This window comes from Mycoplasmopsis pullorum, from assembly GCF_001900245.1.
Lineage (GTDB): Bacteria > Bacillota_I > Bacilli_A > Mycoplasmatales > Metamycoplasmataceae > Mycoplasmopsis > Mycoplasmopsis pullorum.
Window position 1 is genome coordinate 933399 of record NZ_CP017813.1, and the last position, 18282, is coordinate 951680.

An 18282-nucleotide genomic window follows, 5' to 3' on the forward strand; every position below is an offset into this window, starting at 1 on the left:
TTTTATCCTTTCACTGCACCATCAGATAAACCACCTATGATGTATCTTTGTAAGTACATAAATAGAGCAAAGGCAGGGATTGAAGCTAAAAGTGAACCAGCGGCATAAGCACCAGCATTAACTTGTTTTTCTTCGGCTGTAATAAATGTATCTAAACCGATTGCTAAGGTTTTATCATCAATATCAATTAAAATAAATTTAGGTAGAATAACGTCCGTAAATGGAGTTAAGAATGATCAAAGTGCAACCATAATTAAAGCTGGACGGATTACTGGAATTAAAATTTTAAAGAATAGTCCCCAGTTGTTGCATCCGTCAACTTTGGCAGAATCGTCCAATTCATGCGAAATTGTGTCCAAATAACTCTTAAGCATAAAGGTATTTCCTGCAATCGAACCACCTGAGTAAATGACCACTAACATTAAAACTGATGAGAGTCCAATGTTGTTTCCTAAACGTACCACAATGTACAAACTAATTAAGCTTGCTGTAGCAGGGATCATTTGTAGCATCATAACTAAGGTTAGCGAGTTACGTGAACCGGCAAATTTGAATCTTGAATACGCATAACCATTAAGCGCGACACAGACAGTTGAAATTACCATGGTTAGCACTGCAATAAATAAGGTATTAGCATATCACTTTAAAAAACGACTTCTAGGACTAGTAAATAAGTAAGCAAAGTTATCTCAACCAAACTTAAATGGTGTTAAAGAAATAATTTTAACGTTGTTAATGTTAAAGGCTGAAACTAACAATGAAACAATTGGAAATAGCACAATTAAAGCTCAAAAAATTAAAATTAAATAATTAAAAAATAATCAAATAATTTCCATTGGTGTTGGTGGTTTTGCGTCTGATTCATTAAAATTGATCCGTTTTTTCACTAATGCTTTTTTATCAATTGAAACTGAATCACTAATACGTTTATAATAATTTTTTCTAATTAATTTTGAAAACATTAGTCTCTCCTTGTCATTGATTTAATAAATCCACGAGCTGCAACCGCAACACTTAAGATTGCTGCTAATGTAGTTAAGGCTGCTGCGAAGGCTTGGTCACTTTCGAATTTAACCACACCGGTTGTCATTTTGTAAACTCACGAAATAACAATATCTGTTGAGGCTTCACCAAAAACAGTAGGTTTTGCAAAAGCAGGACCACCACCTGTAAATAAGCTAATTGTGGTGAAGTTGTTAAATGCACCAACAAATTGTCCAATTAACATTGGTGCAATTGCAAGTAACAATGAAGGTAGAGTTAAACTGAAAAATAGTTGTCTTCCCTTAGCTCCATCAATTGAACCAGCTTCATAAATATCTTTTGGAATTGATTGTAAATTACCTGTTACGAGCATAAATATTCATGCATACGCAATTCATGTTTGTACTAAAATTACCAATACACGAGCTTTAGTTATGTCATTTAATCAATCGACTGGTTGATCAATTAAGTGGAGACTCATAAGTACAAAGTTAATGTACCCAGTATCCCCGGCCATGAAACTTTTACGTAAGAAACTTAAAGTAACAAAGGCAGGGATTGCTCATGGTAAAATGAAAATTAAACGGAAAAATTTCTTCCCTCTAATACGGTGATTATTTGCTAATACCGCAAGAATAATACCTAGTGAAATAGGTAAAATGGTGCTAAAGATAGTTCAGATAAAACTTCATCCTAAAACACGTGAAAGTGATAATAATAGGTCATTTTTACGAAGTTGTCATCATAGACCTCATTGTTTAAGACCAACTCAATGCACTGGCTGAGTTGGAGCTTCATGTAAGTATCCATAGTCAGTAAATGAAATTAGAATTGAGGTTACAATTGGAGCAACTACGATAAAGGCGATTAAAAATCAACCAAAAATCGAAATCATTCATGGAAATCCACTGGTGTTTAATCAGCGTTTTGTATGTGATCACTTACTTGGACGAGAACCCTCTTCAAGTGCAGTCGCAACTCTACGAGCTCCAATAGACGAAATAAATAAGTAAATAATTGAGATACTAAAGAAAATAACCGAAATTACTCCACCAAAAAGGTAGTAACGAGCATCAGGGAATGAACCTGCTTGGCTATTAAATTTAGAAGACCCTAGATCATAGAAACCAGGGATACCGTTCATTTTTGATCAATAGAATCCCAAACTAAAGGGGATTAAGAATGATCAAACAAAAACAGTAAATAACAACATTAAAATACCTTTAAGATATTGTTTGAAAAATAGAATTTCAGGTAGTCCCGGTAAAATGAATCCTAAAATTGTCGCTCATAATTTAATTCCTTTGTTAACTTCAATTGGAATTGATTTTTGAGCTTCGTTGATTTTACTTTCGAAAATTTTATTAACAATTTTCTTTTCGGCATTTTCACGTCATAAATTAGTTGATAAAATGTTTTTATTTTTATATAAATTAGAATTTAGTTTTAATCCTAATAATTTTTCTTTTTCAGCAACTTTAATTTCAATTTTTTTGTTTTTAAATGCTGCTTTAGTAATTTCTTTTGATTTAATTTTGTTTTTGTAAAGAGCAAATAATTCTTTTGACTCATCAAAAATTGATTTTTTCTTTTCTTGATTAGTCGTTTTTTCTTGTTGAATTAAATTACTTGCTTTAAGTTTTAGAATTTCAACTTTGGCTAGGATTTTTTCAATTTTGTATTTTTGAATAATCGAATTTAGTCCTTGTGCTTTTTCTAATAAAGCTTGTGATTTAACTAATTGGTACTCAGATTCGTGAGAAACTGATTTATATGATTTGCTTAAATTTTTTGCATAATCACTTTGAAGAATCAATTTAGCAATTTTAGAATGTTCAAAATAACTTTTGTGACTAAAGAAAACATCGACATAAATTTTTAAGATTTGTGTATCTAAATCATTTAATTTATTATGTTCTTGAATTGATTTTTTAATTTCAGAAAGTGAATTGGTTGCAACTGAATTTAAGTCTAAATTTTTCAAGTGTGATTCATCTGAAGTCGCAAAATCTTTGAATCTTTCAAGCATATATGATAAAGTTTTGGCTTGAACTTTTTTCAAATTAGCTTGATAAAGTTTTTTATACTCTTGCTTAGAGTTGTTACTTTGTTTAATTAAATTATCAACGATTGATTGATTATTTTTCTCTGCTTGCAAAATTTCTTGTTTATGTTGCTCAATTTTTGCCAAAGCAGCTTTTTTATATTCTTGAATTTCTACTTTTGAATTTTGATATTTCTCATTGTATTCATACTCAGCTTGAATAATTCTTTGACGAGCTGATAATTTAATGTTATATTTACCATCAACATATTTAGTTTTAATCTCTTTGTGTTCAAGTGAAAATTGTTTTCTGAGTTCTTCACGTTTAGCTAATAAACGTTGTTGAGTCTTTTTGATTTCATTATAAGCTTCTAAAAAGACAGCTTTAGGATTTGAGATTGATTTAAGAAATTCAAGCTCAGGTTCAAGTAAATTTGTTAGTTTGGTAAAATCAAATTCTAAATCGTCAAATTTCTTGATGTATTCAAGCATTAAATTGTAGAAAATGAATTTAAGGTTTAACTGAGTTTGATCTAAATTAGTTTTAGTGACTAATTTTTGAATTGAAGCGACTTTTTCTTCATAGGTGTCGGTAGTGTTTTTAAGTGATGTTTGATAATCTTTTGCATATTTATCTAAATTTTTACGTTCTTTAGTTAATTTTTTAATTTCAAAAGCAATCAAACTTTGCACACTCGAAGCAATTTTGAGCTTCCTGATTGAATCTTTGACAACTTTAACTTTGTTTAAGTAAGCAACTTTATGACTGTACAACTCACGTTTAAGGTTATCCTGAATTTTAGTTTTAGCACGTAAAAAGAGATCTTTTTCAATCTCGCGACGTATCTTAATTGCACGAATACGACGATTAAAAACGTTTTTAGCATTCTTTTTATATGCTTTTAGTGATGTTGCCTGCTGTGGTATGACGGTGTCAAATTCTTCACCATACCAGTTATATAATTTTAATTTTTCCATTTTTATCCTTTAGTTTGCCGTTTACGTATTGCTTCGAAATTATGTATTTTACGTGCAATGTGGTATTTAAAACACATGTAAATTAAATACAAAGCAATTAATGCAGCACTGAGTGAAACAAAAACTCCGGAAATTATTTGTTCTAATAATAATGTATCAAAACCTTTAAAAAATGGAGTAAACCCTAAGATGATAAAAATTATTATTCAACAAATAAAGAATATGTATCCAGCTTGAAGTTTATTTCGTAATAAACTTATATAAATTAAGAAAAATACCACCAAGAGATTACTTCCGATAAACGAAAGAATTAGCAATCTTGTGTAATTTTCCAATTCAATCTCGCTATATGTCTCAGCATTTTTAATTCCAAACACAAACGGAATCAAAAATCAAACAATATAAGAGAGAGTCCAAAACGGAAGTAAGCTTATTAAAAAATAAAAATCAATTTTGGAGAGATTGATTTTTAATTTTTTATACATGATTATTTTTCGAATGTCACCACTAATTGTAATGCAGTTTCAGTCATAATTTTAGCTTTATCTGAGTATAATTTGCTCATTTGTTCTAACACTGCAGCTGTAAATTCAGCTTTAGCATCAAGATCAGGTGTTTCGGTTTTTTTGGCTAAAATCTTATCTGCTGTTTCTTTAATAAATACTTTGTTTCCGAATGTACTGTCATTTCAAATTCCTCAAACGGTTGAAGCAAATTGTGGATTTGAGTGGTCAATACGTTCAGTTAAGGTTGTTAAAACACCTAAACCACCATCTTCAATACTTCTACGTGATGTAACTACGTCAAGAATTTTGTTGATTGCACCATTTTTTTCGTATTTAGCAATTTCATCAGTCGCTTTTGATAACTCAACATCGCTAGCTGTTCCATCTTTTCTTAACACGAATTTAGGTGCAACTTTTTCAACTAATACACGGATTTGTGCATTGTTTACATAGTTGTTGAAGTACAATTCGCTCGCTTTAGTAATTACTTCGTCAGATACTTCAACTTTAGCTGCGTTAGCAAATTCAGTTGCTTTAGCTTTTACTTCTTCATAAAGTGCATTCAAAGTATTGTTTTTGATTGCTTCAGTAATTTTTGCATATAAAGCTTCTTTTGAGTCACCTGAATCACCGTTAGCACCAAAAATATAATCTTCAACTTTTCTTACATGTAAAGTTCCTATTTCGGCATTTTGAATTAATTCTGGATGAGCTTGAACAAATTCACTCTTAATAATTTCAGGTCCAACTTGTCATGGTTGACCGTCCCCAACAAGTGCTGATAATTCAATTCCAAGTAATGCAGCTTCAGCATTACGAAGTCCTGTAACTGGTTTAAGAGCATTTTTTAATTCAACTCAAGCTTCTGATTCAAATTCTGCACCATCAAGACCATAATCAACTTTGATAATATTTTTTTCATCTAAAGGTGTATTTGAATTTGAAATATCTCATGTTCCATAGTCAACTTTTGCTTTTGAAAGAACTTTTCCTTGTGAGTGATATGCATCAATAAATTCATCTGCACTTGTATATCCTAAAGGTTCGTAGAATTTAGCAAATTCTTTATTTTCTTCTTTCAATTCATTGGTCATTGATTTTTTCAACTCATCTTGCATATGGTTACCATATGGAATTTTTGAGTCTGATTTAAAGTAAGCTTTGTAAGGTTCTAATTTAAAAATTAACTTAATAAATTCTGAAATAGCACCTTTACGTTCTGCACTCGCACCATTATTTCTTGAGTTAATTGCATATGATCAAGCACCTGGTTGTTGTACATAAGCACTTTCATCAGTTGCTTTAATTACGTTAACAAATACGTTAGTGTCAGCATTTTTCTGTGTGTTTTGCACGTCTCAAGTACCAACAACTGCGAAGTTAATTTTCTTAGCTTTTAATAATTCTCAGATTTTTTGTTGAACTGTCCCCATATCCTTGTCGATGACTGCAACTAAATCTGATTGTGTAATACCACGTTGAGCTCATTTAGTTTGTTTGAATTCTTCTTCATTCATTAAATATGCTGCTTGTCAAATAGGGAAAACTAAGTCCATAGCCGCTTGCACACCTTTTTTAAAGTGTTCGTGGTATTTATCACCGATAATGAATCCTGATTTAGCTGAAGCTCCATCACTATAAAGGATTTTAGCCATTAAATCTTGTAAATCTTTTTTACCAGAGTTTTGTTTAGCAATTTCTGTAAAAACCCCTCCCATGATTCCGGCTCCGTATCAAAAGTCTTGAAGACGAACAATTGCAAGACCCTCCTCAACCAATTCTTTTAATGAGTTGGTATTTGGACTTAATAAAACATTCTTAGTTGTTTCATAATCCAAGTTTGACGCCATAACGATTCCCTCAACGTTGTGACGAATTCCGTAAAGACGTTTTTCAGGAGTTGGTTTTGCAGCATTACGTTCAATCCCTGAAACAGTTCCGTATTCTTTCATTGATTGTTTTTCAGCATCACTAAGTCCAAGTTGAGTTGTAATTGTATCAAATAAACTTGGATCAAATTTATCTAAGTTTGTTAAAGCATTTTTTGATGCTAAGTCAGTAATTTCTGGTGCATAGAAAATGTCAGGTACTACTTTATAGTCACTCGCCCCAGTTGTTCCGATTTCTTTTGCTGAAAAGACGTCTTTTTCTAAAATAGTAATTTTAAATCCGTGTTTGGTGTGATATTCTGTTTTGTTGAATTCTTCAATTACTTTGTTGTAAAAATCTTTTTGAACACCGTCAACACCAATAACAATTTCTTTAATTTCTTCAGCTTTAGTGTCAGGTCCACAAGCTGCTGAAGTAGCTACTAAAGTTAAACCACCTAATCCTAAACCACCTAAAAGAAGCTTTTTCTTTAATTTCATTTTCTCTCCTTAAATTCTATTCAAAAACAATTTCATTTTTCACATAAGCTACCATTGCAAAGAGCATTCCGATCGGACTTAAGAATAACAATGACGCTAACATACTTACTATTCCAATTCATTTATTAAATTCAGTTTTAGACAAAATTGAGCAGATATGTAAACTCATAAACGCAATCACAAGGTAAGATAGTATTATTATTGCAAGTACGATTCTTCAGTGATATTCCATTAAAATTTTTGTATCGACTGTTATTTTAGAATTAGCATCAATCTTAATAACATAGAAAAACAATAAGATTTGCGAGATTAACATAACAGTATTTGCAAAAACTAAAATTAAATATTCTAAAACTTTAGGTAAATAACGTCGTTCAAGCGGATATTTACCTAAAAAGAGATACCGCATTTTAGTTTTTCATGGTAATTTTTTAATCGTGAATTTTGATTTGTTTTTTTTCATATTAAGCAATTAAATTATATGTATTAAATCAATTTATTCACGTATTTTATTGTTGCATAAGTTGTTGGTAAGCTTTGACCGGTCAAGTATTTTGGTTAAAAAAAGCACAAAAAACTAACTTTTGTGCTTGAGTAAAAAATGCATATGAAAATTATTTCACATTTACTACTTAAATTATTTTAACTTTAAAACCGATGATTGAAAATCCGCTTTTGCTACGTTCAATTTGGTTTTGATTAATCGATACTTTTTGCTTAATTAAAACATCAGTAATTTTATAATTATCCTTTAAAACCATTTTTCAATTTTGCGGTGATTGGTTAAATGAAAAGTAATAAACTAAATAATCAAAATCGTCATTTTCTTTTGGATTCTTACGAACTACAATACTATTTTCTGAAATTCCAATTGATGCTTTTGAGTCAATTACCAAACTAGGATCTAAGTCTAAATTTTTCATTTTAAACATATCACTATTTGCTTGTCGAATTTGGATTAATTTTTTAGTTAAATTATAAGCAGAGTCAGAATCACTCATTTGTTTTTCGATAGTTGGAATGTCTTTTGATGAATTTAAGAAAATACGACTATATTCACTTCCACTGCGTTTTTCATAGAAATCGACATTTTTCTTCGCATCAGATCAAGGGAAAGCTTCACGAATTAAATTGTCCCCTCTTTCTTTTGGACCACCATGCATCATTAATTCGTTTCCGTCGTATAAAATAGGTGTCCCTTGTTTGACCAAAAGTGCACTTAAACCAAATTTCATTAAATCTTGGTCAAGTTTTGAAAGTTCTTCATTTCAAGTTCCATTTAATTCATTAATTCTTACATTATTAATTCAACGGTGTACGTCATGATTATCTAAAAATGGTAATCATTCAACATGATGATTAACTGTTTTTTCTAAATCATTCATTGAATTTAAAAAGTCATCATTTTCATTAAAGTTCATTTGGATGTTTCCTAAACCTTTAGAATGTCAACCATCAATTACACTTGAAAGTGCTGGATTATTTTGGTAAGCAAAGTATTTTTTTGCGTTCAATGGACTTTCTCATCATTCACCAAACATAAAGACTTTGTCACTTTTTCTTGATTCACCATCATTCATCGCATTTTCGCTCGCTTGACGCAATTGTGTAAATAATTTAGCAGTTTTAGTTCCATCTAAATCTGATGGTTCGTATTTGTTTTTTGAACCTCAAAAATGGTAGAATGCGTCATACCTAAATCCATCGACTCCTTTTTTACTTCAGAAGCTTTGAATTGCTTTAAGTTCTTCAACCACTTCAGGATTGTCCAAGTTTAAGTCGGGCATACCTTTTCAAAATTCTGCGACATATTCAGAATTAGTTGGTTTGCGAGTTTTATCAATGTTTAAAAATATATCGATTGAATTTTGATCATCTATACCATATGCTTGAACATGTTCATCATTTTTGCGTTCATAAAAACGATAAAAGTCACGATATTTTTGCTCGCCTCTTAAAGCTGCTTGGAATCATGGATGTTCATAAGAAGTATGGTTAAAAACTAAGTCCAAAATAACCGCGATTCCACGTTTATGTGCTTCAATTAAAAACTCGTCAAAAGCTTGCATTCCACCTAATTCTGGAGCTACATCTAAATAATCAATCACATCATATCCATGATATGAACTAGCTGGATGAATAGGTGATAAATATAAAGTGTCCACTCCAAGCTTACTAAAGTAGTCTAAATTATTTTTTAGACCGATAAAATCACCAATTCCATCGTTATTTCCATCAGCAAATGAATAAACGATTAATTGGTACATTACATTACTTTGTGGAGCTTGTTTGTTAAATGGAGCGATGAATTTTGCATTTTGAGCTTCTAAAATATATGACAAATGATTCATGTTTTGACTTTGAATCTTCTGAGTAAATTCTTGATCACCTCAATTTTTTAACTTTTTAGCATTATTAACACATGAAGGTACTAGCAAGCAAGAGCTACCAGCTAATGTTGCTAACTTCATAAAAATCAAACTTTTTTTCATATTATTTTTATTATATGAATTTATCAAATTTATCTTTTGAGAATCTTGTTAGGTCAAATAAAAAGTGCATTTTTGGTGCACTTTAAAACTTTTTGCCGAAAAATTCAATTTAATGTTATTTGTTTGAATCATTTCATTTTTTAATATTAGAATTTATCTCGTCAAAAATCGAGAATTTTGGATCAACGCGATTAACCAAAATAAAATAAATTAAATCAGCTAAGAATAAAAATCCAATTTTGCTACCAGCACTAGTAATGCGGTGTTGTTGTGGTAATGAGTTTACAATTAATACATTACGAATGTCATTGCGTTCAAGCGATTTATTACGTGTTCATACACAATGACGAATTCGATTATTAATTAAATGGCTTAATACCGGAAAAATTTCTGCCGTATTACTGCTACGAGTAATGACTGTAACAAAACAGTTATCTTTTAGAACGTGACTAAGACCAAAAAAGTCATGCACACTTGAAATATTGTGTGTCGTTATACCGATTTTATTCAGATTTTTTGACAGATACGAACCGACAAACGAACTTTCTCCGATTCCAAAAATAATGTGGTTTTTGCAGTATTTTAGTCTACGAATGTATTCACGAATATTGTCGAAATTTTCACTGTAACGCTCAAAAGCATCTTCAATACTAAATTTGTAGTGTTTGTGGATGTTATTGATGATATCATGAATACTTAATTGTCCCTCTTCTTTAAGCTCAAGGTCGTTATTTTCAACGATATATTTACGTTTTTGAATATAAAGTTGAAATAAACGATAGTTCTCAAAACCTAAAGATTGAATAAAACGAGTCAGAGTTGATTGTGAGCAAAAAACCTTTACTGATAATTCTTTTGCAGACAATTGAATTACTAAATCAGGATTAGATTCTATAAAATCGATTAAATAACGATTATTTTGATTATTTGAAAGATTCGACTTGTATTTCTTTTCGATAAGATTTTGTTTTGCCATACAAAATAATTTTATTAAGTTCTGCGATAATAATAATAATAATAATAATAATAACGGTATTTTTCATATTTTTTCCACATTTTCATCCTTAGTCAATTAAAACGATAACGTCTTATTGGTAGAGAGAAAAGTAAATAAAAAGTGTAGCGATATCGCTACACTGATTTTTATTATTCCAAGTATCCAATTGGTAAGTAAATTAATCCAAAGATAACCAAACCAATAAAGATTAAGAAAACCGAAAATGCTGCAAGAACCATAATTAATTTCGAATATTTAATTAGGTTTGTTCAAACATATTTTTTAAAGTAAAATGAAAACATATTATCCTTTCGTTGCAACACCTTGTCTTGATATAGCATTCATAATTCTTTTTCTAATCAATGAGTAAATAATAATTAATGGTAATACAACTAAGACAGCCCCGGCCATTCTGATGTTAACTACCATTCTGGTAAGACCATCAACTTCTTCTTTTCCGGTTGTAAATAATCAAATTGATAATAAAGGAGCATCGGTTCTACCTTCATAAACAGTAGAAGGTCATAAGTAGCTGTTTCATGAAGCAAAAGCGGTTAAAATAGCTACAGTTCAAATAGTTGGTTTAATCATTGGAATTGCAATTTTGACAAAGAATTTTAATTCACTTGCACCGTCTATTTTTGCAGATTCACGAACACTATCATTAATCGCCTCAAAAGCATTACGGAACATAAATCCTGAGAATACTGAAGCAACGAATGGCATTGTTAAAGCGATTATGATTTTAAAGTTGTTAGCCGCATCTTTTCATCCAAGCTTAACAATAACGATATATTGTTGCGAAAGCAATGCAAGCTCAGGTAAAACAAGTAATGATAAGAAGAAGAATCACATCGCATTTTTAAATCTTCATTGTTTTAAACTAAATGCGTATCCAAAAGTCATTGAGAAAAATGTTTTTCCGGCGATACTTACTGCAGTAATTAATGAAGTAAAAATTAAAGCTTTTCAGTATCCGTCTTGGAATGCTTTAGCATAGTTTGATCATTCAAATAGTATTTTACCAGACTCTAAATCACGTGGTACTAAGTGCACTGTACCTGTATCTTCAGCTAATTGACGTGTGAAAAGAGAATTAGCGATCATAAAGTAAAAAGGGAAAAGAACTACCGCACCAAAGAATAATAAAACTGATAATTTGAAAAACATAATCAGTAATTTACTGATATATTTGGTTGTTTCAATAGGATTTGCTACTTTTTCTTGTTTAGATTTTAAATTTCGTTTTAAGAACATTTGTTTTATTAGCAATTTTACTGTAAACATTCTTTTCTCCTTTCTTTTCTTTAAGTGTAAACATTAATGCTACAAATTTACGTAAAGTATATGATACGGTTATACCGATGATAACTAAATACACAGATAAAGCTGCGGCACGTTCAAAACTTTTATCAACAGTAATATATTTATAGATTAATAACATAATCGATCCACCACCATTTTGAACCGCTGCACCGGCAGAGTTGTTGAAAATAGCAAGTGGAAAGACTTTAATACCACCAATTAATCCGACCGTAATTAAGAATGAAATTGTTTTTTGGATTGATGGTAAAGTAACAAAGAAGAATTGTTTTGCTTTATAAGCTCCATCAATTGAAGCTGATTTATAAAGCTGTTTGTTAACACCTAACATTGCAGATGTTAAGATTAAAATTTGGAAAGCTAGATTACCTCAAACACCACGTACTAAAATAACGACTAAAGGTAATCATGAATCGCTCTCACCGCTTTTTAATCACTTAAGATTAGTACCAAAAATTAAATTAACTAACCCTTTTTCTTGTGGTTCAGTTCCACCAAAAAGGTAGAAAAACGTTAAACCAACCGCAATAGCGTTAGTAACATACGGTAAGAAGAACACCGTTTGTACAAATCCACGTGTATATTTATTAATAACGTGGAAAATTGCGGATGCAATTAGAATCGAAATAGTTAATGAGATTGGTAACGCAGCAACTGAATACACGAATGAGTTTCTTAATGCGATGTAAAACTCACCACCGATTTTAGTTTTAGCGTCTAAGAAATCTATGAAATTTTGAGTTGAGTATACAATGTCATACGCTTTTGGCCCAACTCTTCTTTCAAAAGCGACAAAAATAGTTAAAATAAACGGAATAATTGTAAAAAGTAAAATAATTAAAATTGAAGGTAATATTAATAATGATGGTTTTCAAAATGGAGATTTTGCATCAATAATTCTTAAACTTGATTGCTTTTTAGTAATAGAAAACTTTGAACGGAAAAAGTTTTTAATTCGAATTGAAAATAATGATAAATTATTAAAAAACATGAATTAATTAACTCTTTCAGTCGTATCAATATCGAATAAATGCAATCTTGAAACTTTTGAAATATCCATGTAAACAACATCACCGATATTGTATTCATCTTTTTTACTTAAGAATACGTTAGCAATAACTTTAGGTTCTTCAATGATAACTTGGGCTTGAATTTCTTTTCCTAAGTATTCAACAGATTTAATTGTACCTTTGAAAATTCCTTTAGCCGCTGTAGTTTCAACTAAATCTTCTCCACGAATTCCAACTTTAATTTCAGGTTTTGAATAGTTTGAAATTGTAGTAATTGCCTTGTCATTAATTAAGATTTCACCATTGTGAACTTTGGTTGGAAAGACTGACATTTCAGGCATACCTAAAAACTTAGCAACGAATTCGTTTGCTGGTCTACGGTAAAGTTCCATTGGTGATCCCATTTGTTGCACTTGAGCCATTGACATACAGATAACTTTGTCGCTAATTGACATCGCTTCTTCTTGATCGTGAGTAACAAAAACTGTAGTAATTTTACTTTCTTGTTGTAATTCACGAATTCATTTTCTAGTTGAAATTCTTAATTTAGCATCTAAGTTTGAAAGTGGTTCATCTAATAAAAGAATTTTTGGTTTTTTAACAAGAGCACGTGCGATAGCAACACGTTGTTGTTGTCCACCACTTAATTGAGTTGGTTTTTTGGCTAAATTCTTTGTAATATCAACACGTTCAGAAACTTCAAGCACATCGCGAGCAATCGCTTCTTTCATCGAAATTAAGTCTTTTTTATATTCTTCAACTTCATGTTGAGCTTCAATAGGTAACAATCTAATTAATTCATTAAGTCCTTTGTTTGAATTCGATGAACTAACTGATGTTTGACTAGCAAAAATTTGTGAAACCAGTTCCTTTTGAGCAAGTTTGAATTTATTTTGATATTCTTTATTTTCTTGCTTAATAATTTTTTTGGTTTCATTTAACATTCTATTAACTGAGTGAACTTTAGTTAAAGATTTCATGAAATTAAGTTGTAATTTCAAGTTTTTAAGAATTTTATTGTGTTTTACTTTGACGTATTTAAATAAAACTTTATAAATTGATTCATTAATTTTATTTAATAATTTAACTTCAAAAGTACGAACAATTTCTTTAGGTTGAATACTAATGTTGTTTTTGTAAACTTCATTTTTGTAAGTTTCAAGTTCATCAAAAAGACTACTTCTTAGTTTGTAAATTTTGTCAATGTATAAATCTAAAGAATTGGTGTAATTTTCTTGTAAGAAATCATTAATTTCTAAAGAATTTAAGAATTTACTGATTTTTAATGAATTTTGATTTTCACAATATTCTAATTCATGAGTTAAATGTTTTGCAATTGGATTTTCTTTATTTGTCAATTGACTAACATTTTGAATAGGATTTGAATGAATTCTTCTTAATAATTCAATTTCTAAGCTTTCAGTGTATTTTAATTTTGATGAAAATTCATCTAATAAATCGTTAATTTGTTGAGTTTTATTTGCATAGATCTCTTTAATTTTTTCATTAATTAGCTCTTGATCAATTTCAGCAACGATTTTCTTTTGGTAAAGTGTTTTTTCGTTTGCTGCTTTTGCTTTTTTATATGATTCAAGCGAATCCTTAACAATAAAGTTCTTTTCGGCAGCAGACTTAGATTGAGCAATTTCTAAAAGGTTAACCTGATTTTGTGAAATATCTTCTTTACGAGTTTTTAAGTTTAAAAATGAAACATTATTTTTTTCAAAAATGTCATTTCTCTCGTTAAAAGCGTTTTCTAAATCAGTAATGTATTTAGATTCGACATTAAAATGTTTAGCTAAAATTGTAAAAATGTTTTTTTGTGCTTTTTCAAAATTTAACTTATATTCTTTTTGTCAGTGTTCATCATTGTAAAGTGGAAAAGCAATATTATCAAAAACATTCATGTGTGGATAAAGGGCATAGTTTTGAAATACTAATCCTAATTCTCTTTGTTGAGGTGAATATTTTGTAACATCAATTCCGCTAAAATAAATTTTACCGCTACTTGGTTTTAAAAGACCTGAAATGGCATTAAGAGTTGTTGTTTTACCACTACCACTAGGTCCAAGTAAAGTTACAAGCTCTCCTTGGTTGATTTTAAAAGAAACATTATCAACTGCAATTGAAGTACCAAAGTCAATAACTAAGTTTTTAATTTCAATTGCTGGAGTTTGCAATTTTACAGATCTTTGTTCTTTGTTGTCCATTATTTCCTTTCTTTATTACTTTAATTTTAATAGATTTCTAGAATTTAATGTTAATTGACATTCTTAATTTTCGAAATTCCATTTAGTTTATAATAATTTTTTCTTGTTTCTAAACCACCAAATTCTGGATTGCTTGGCAACATGAAAAATTCTCTTGCACTACTAAAACTTTTACCGTGTTCACTATAGAAAACAACTAAATCATCAGGTTTTTCAATTCGTTTATTTAAAACATTTTCAATACCATATTTTTCTTTTAGAATATTGTTTACTTTATTTACAGTTTCAGGAGAATAAAAACCTTTTTGATTTATAAAACCATAGTTATATGCATTAGCAATATATGGTGTTGCTAAAAGTTCAAATGAAGGATTTGGTTCATTTTCTTCATTTTTCTTATATGTGTTATATGCAACTACTGTAGTGTCATTAATAATTGGTAAGGTATAACCATTTTTTAAAAGTTCAAGTGCATATAATTTTCACTGACCGCTAGTTTCATCTTGATATAAAATGTGTGTCACATATCTATCATATGATCTTGTCGCTCAATTATCTGCAATTAATTTAACTTTTTTTCCTACTTTTAATACTGATTTAGCAAATTCTGTATCTAATTCTGATAAAGTTCTTTCGATTCGATTAATTTTCAATTTATTTTTCAATATTTCAAGATTAGCTTCTTCAACTGTTACTTGTTTTTGATCACCAGCTTTTTTAGCTTCATCAATTTTTTGCTTGTTGAGCATCAAAAATAGCTTGAATTTCTTCTGGTGTTTTTTCTTTTTGTTTGTTAGAGGCTGAAACAAATGGATCCACAACATAAGCTTCAGGAGTATCAATAAATGGAATACGAATATTAATCTGATTTTCAGTAATATGACTTTCCGCTCCTGATTGTTCTTGAGCTAATTTTAAATCATCGAATTTAACTACAACTGTATCTCCATCAATTACTCTAACAATTTCAGCATCAACAGCATGATAGTATTCTCAAAAGTTTTGTGTGACTTCGGTCGAAACACCACTGAAGTAATTATATTTTGTATATTTAATAATTTTATTATCAATGTCTTTGGTTAAATTATCAAAATCAAATTCATTAATTGAAAAAGCTTTGTTAGAAGGAGCACATTGACTTGAAAGCATTGGTACTGCTAGAGTTGTAAGAAAAATACCCGTAGATAGGGTAAGTATTTTTCTTCGTTTATTAACGATTTTGAACATTAAATTATTCAATTCCTCTTCTGAATTTTGCTAATGCTTCAGCAGGTTTAACTTTATTTCCAGTAACAAGACTTTTTGCAGTAGTAGAAATAGCTTTTCTAACTCTATCAGCTTCAGTTGCACCTGGATCTTCTACCAAGAAGTTACTTTCAGGATGTGTAACAAGTGCTTGGAATGCTTTAAAAATTAAGTTGTGTGGTGTACCTTCTTTAGCGAATAAACCTTTTGGTTGGTCAAAGAATTCTTTTGTAGTGTTTAAGTAGTTACCAAATTCATTGAAAATATCGATTGGTTTTTTGTTTGTAAATGTTTGAAACTTATCACTTTTATCTGGATTTTTTCCATTAGGAATTCGCAATTCTTCAACTGTAGTAGAAATAAATCATTCAACAAATTTTCTTGTTTGTTCGTCTTCATTAGCATTAGAGTGAATTCCGATAATAGATGGTCCTTGTCCTACAATGTAACTTTTATCAGATTCTGCTGTAGCTTTTGTAGGTGCCATTAAGTTATAAACTTCATCACTATTAACAAATGAACTTGCAGAAGCTAGTGTAATTTCAAATTCTGCAGGATCAATTAAGTAAAGTTGTTTTTTACCTAATCTAAAGTCGATTTCACCTAATAACTTACTTTTATCACTCAATTGGATTCCTTTAAATGTAACGATTCCTTTTGAATCAGAAGAAACTGCAGTAGAATTAGCATCTGCAACAACAATTACATAGTTTTTACCATTACCAAATGCTTTTAAAGTAGCATCTTGTTCTGCACTTGTTAATTTACCATCGTGTTTTAATTTATCAGGTTTTTGTTTATCATTAGTACTTAAATAAATACTATTTTGATAAGAACCATCGATAAATTTGATACCATCATCGCTAGAAGATTCTACAACGTATAAATTAGTTGTTTTTCTTTCATCATCAGTTAAAATTTCAGTAAGATCATTTTTCTTATCTTTGAATTTAGCGTTAATGAATTTAGCGCCATCAACTTGTGCAGCTTTACCAGATACATAGTTATATGAAACTCCAGCACTTGATCCAATTGTTGCAAGATATTCATGTTTTGAGAAACGAGTTGAACCATATGATCCATCACCATTAATAATTAATGAACTAGTAGAAATAGCTGGATTAAAAATATCAAAAATTTTCTTAATTCCATCATATTCTGCAGTACCTGATTTTTTGTATGATGTAAAGTCAAATCCACCGTAAATTTCAGTACCAGCTGCATTAGTTTTAGGGAATAATGTAATACCGTTTTGTGCAGCACTTGTATAGAAATCATTAGGGAATGAGTCTGTTGAAGCGATGTAAGAAACTTTTTCTGGATTGTAGTATGATCTTACAATTGTAATGAATTTTAAATAATCATTTCAATTACCGAAAGTAGTATCTGAAAGAGTAAATCCTGTTCTTAAGTCTGCTGCTTCGTTTCATGATTTTTCATCAAAAGCACCATCTCATTTTTTATTAATCATAGCTTTATCAGCATCTTCGCTTGCAGATGATCATTTTTCAATAGCTTTATTAATAATTTTATTTGATTCAGATTTATCAACCGCAAGTCCTTTAGCTTCTAAATCTGAAATGATTTTACCTAATAATGGCAAGTTAATTGTTAATATTGAAGTTGATTTTGAAGTAGGAATAAATACAATTTCACCATCATTAATTCCAGCGATTTTTTTGTTAATGTCTAAGAATTGGTCGGCAATATTATCTAAACCACTAATTCCTTTAAAATCTAAACTCATGTCATATTCAGCGATTTCAGCTGCTGCTGCAGGATAGTTAAAGATCAAGTTACCGATTGAACCACTTTTATCACGTGCTTTAAGACCTTGAACAATAGAAGTTGTTGTATATCCACCAACTCTAACTATTTCAATTGGATAAAGATTGTTTGGTGCGACCACATTAGCGTTGTAATAATCAACAATTGCTTGTAGTGCTTTACCTTGTTTATTAGTTTCTGAAAAACCAGAAGTAATAATGATCTTTTTATCATCATTTTGATCAAAACGTCCTTTAGCACCACAAGCTGCTGAAAGCAATGGTGCAGCAAGCATTGAAGCACTCGCAACAGTTAATAAAGTTTTAAATTTTGTTTTCATTTTTCTCCTTGAAATTG

At 30.0% G+C, this 18282-nt stretch carries 14 protein-coding genes; all 14 read right to left on the reverse strand.

Going from position 1 to position 18282, the window contains the following annotated elements:
• Positions 1-2 precede the first annotated feature (2 nt).
• The 14 genes from BLA55_RS03800 to BLA55_RS03860 all read right to left on the reverse strand — a co-directional run bounded on the left by BLA55_RS03800 (position 3) and on the right by BLA55_RS03860 (position 18265).
• Complete coding sequence (locus BLA55_RS03800) at positions 3-962, reverse strand: sugar ABC transporter permease (RefSeq protein WP_073372099.1); 960 nt, start codon at positions 960-962, stop codon at positions 3-5.
• Positions 962-4006, reverse strand: coding sequence for an ABC transporter permease subunit (locus tag BLA55_RS03805; protein ID WP_073372100.1), 3045 nt, complete (start codon positions 4004-4006; stop codon positions 962-964). The genes BLA55_RS03800 and BLA55_RS03805 overlap by 1 nt, the downstream gene beginning before the upstream one ends.
• A 2-nt stretch (positions 4007-4008) precedes the next feature.
• Complete coding sequence (locus tag BLA55_RS03810) at positions 4009-4491, reverse strand: hypothetical protein (protein ID WP_073372101.1); 483 nt, start codon at positions 4489-4491, stop codon at positions 4009-4011.
• Positions 4492-4493: 2 nt separating this feature from the next.
• Positions 4494-6881 (reverse strand): hypothetical protein, encoded by a 2388-nt coding sequence (locus BLA55_RS03815; RefSeq protein WP_073372102.1) that lies wholly within the window; start codon positions 6879-6881, stop codon positions 4494-4496.
• 16 nt (positions 6882-6897) lie between these two features.
• Positions 6898-7344, reverse strand: a complete 447-nt coding sequence (locus BLA55_RS03820) for a hypothetical protein (protein WP_073372103.1) — start codon at positions 7342-7344, stop codon at positions 6898-6900.
• 169 nt (positions 7345-7513) lie between these two features.
• Entirely contained in the window at positions 7514-9373 is a 1860-nt protein-coding gene (locus tag BLA55_RS03825) for an alpha-amylase family glycosyl hydrolase (RefSeq protein WP_073372104.1), read from the reverse strand.
• Positions 9374-9488: 115 nt separating this feature from the next.
• Positions 9489-10349 carry a MurR/RpiR family transcriptional regulator gene (locus BLA55_RS03830; protein WP_073372105.1) on the reverse strand — a complete coding sequence of 287 codons (861 nt, stop codon included), beginning with the start codon at positions 10347-10349 and terminating at the stop codon, positions 9489-9491.
• 170 nt (positions 10350-10519) lie between these two features.
• Positions 10520-10672, reverse strand: coding sequence for a hypothetical protein (locus BLA55_RS04310; protein WP_157089888.1), 153 nt, complete (start codon positions 10670-10672; stop codon positions 10520-10522).
• Position 10673: 1 nt separating this feature from the next.
• Entirely contained in the window at positions 10674-11657 is a 984-nt protein-coding gene (locus tag BLA55_RS03835) for a carbohydrate ABC transporter permease (RefSeq protein ID WP_073372106.1), read from the reverse strand.
• Positions 11599-12684, reverse strand: coding sequence for a carbohydrate ABC transporter permease (locus BLA55_RS03840; protein ID WP_235631832.1), 1086 nt, complete (start codon positions 12682-12684; stop codon positions 11599-11601). Before BLA55_RS03840 ends, BLA55_RS03835 begins: the two co-directional genes overlap by 59 nt.
• Positions 12685-12687: 3 nt before the next feature.
• On the reverse strand, positions 12688-14913 hold the full coding sequence (locus BLA55_RS04570) for an ATP-binding cassette domain-containing protein (protein ID WP_073372107.1): 2226 nt from the start codon (positions 14911-14913) through the stop codon (positions 12688-12690).
• A gap of 50 nt (positions 14914-14963) precedes the next feature.
• Positions 14964-15662, reverse strand: coding sequence for a hypothetical protein (locus BLA55_RS03850; protein WP_073372744.1), 699 nt, complete (start codon positions 15660-15662; stop codon positions 14964-14966).
• Positions 15631-16140 (reverse strand): hypothetical protein, encoded by a 510-nt coding sequence (locus BLA55_RS03855; RefSeq protein WP_157089931.1) that lies wholly within the window; start codon positions 16138-16140, stop codon positions 15631-15633. Before BLA55_RS03855 ends, BLA55_RS03850 begins: the two co-directional genes overlap by 32 nt.
• A gap of 4 nt (positions 16141-16144) precedes the next feature.
• On the reverse strand, positions 16145-18265 hold the full coding sequence (locus tag BLA55_RS03860; RefSeq protein ID WP_073372109.1) for a P68 family surface lipoprotein: 2121 nt from the start codon (positions 18263-18265) through the stop codon (positions 16145-16147).
• Between the last annotated feature and the right edge of the window lie 17 nt (positions 18266-18282).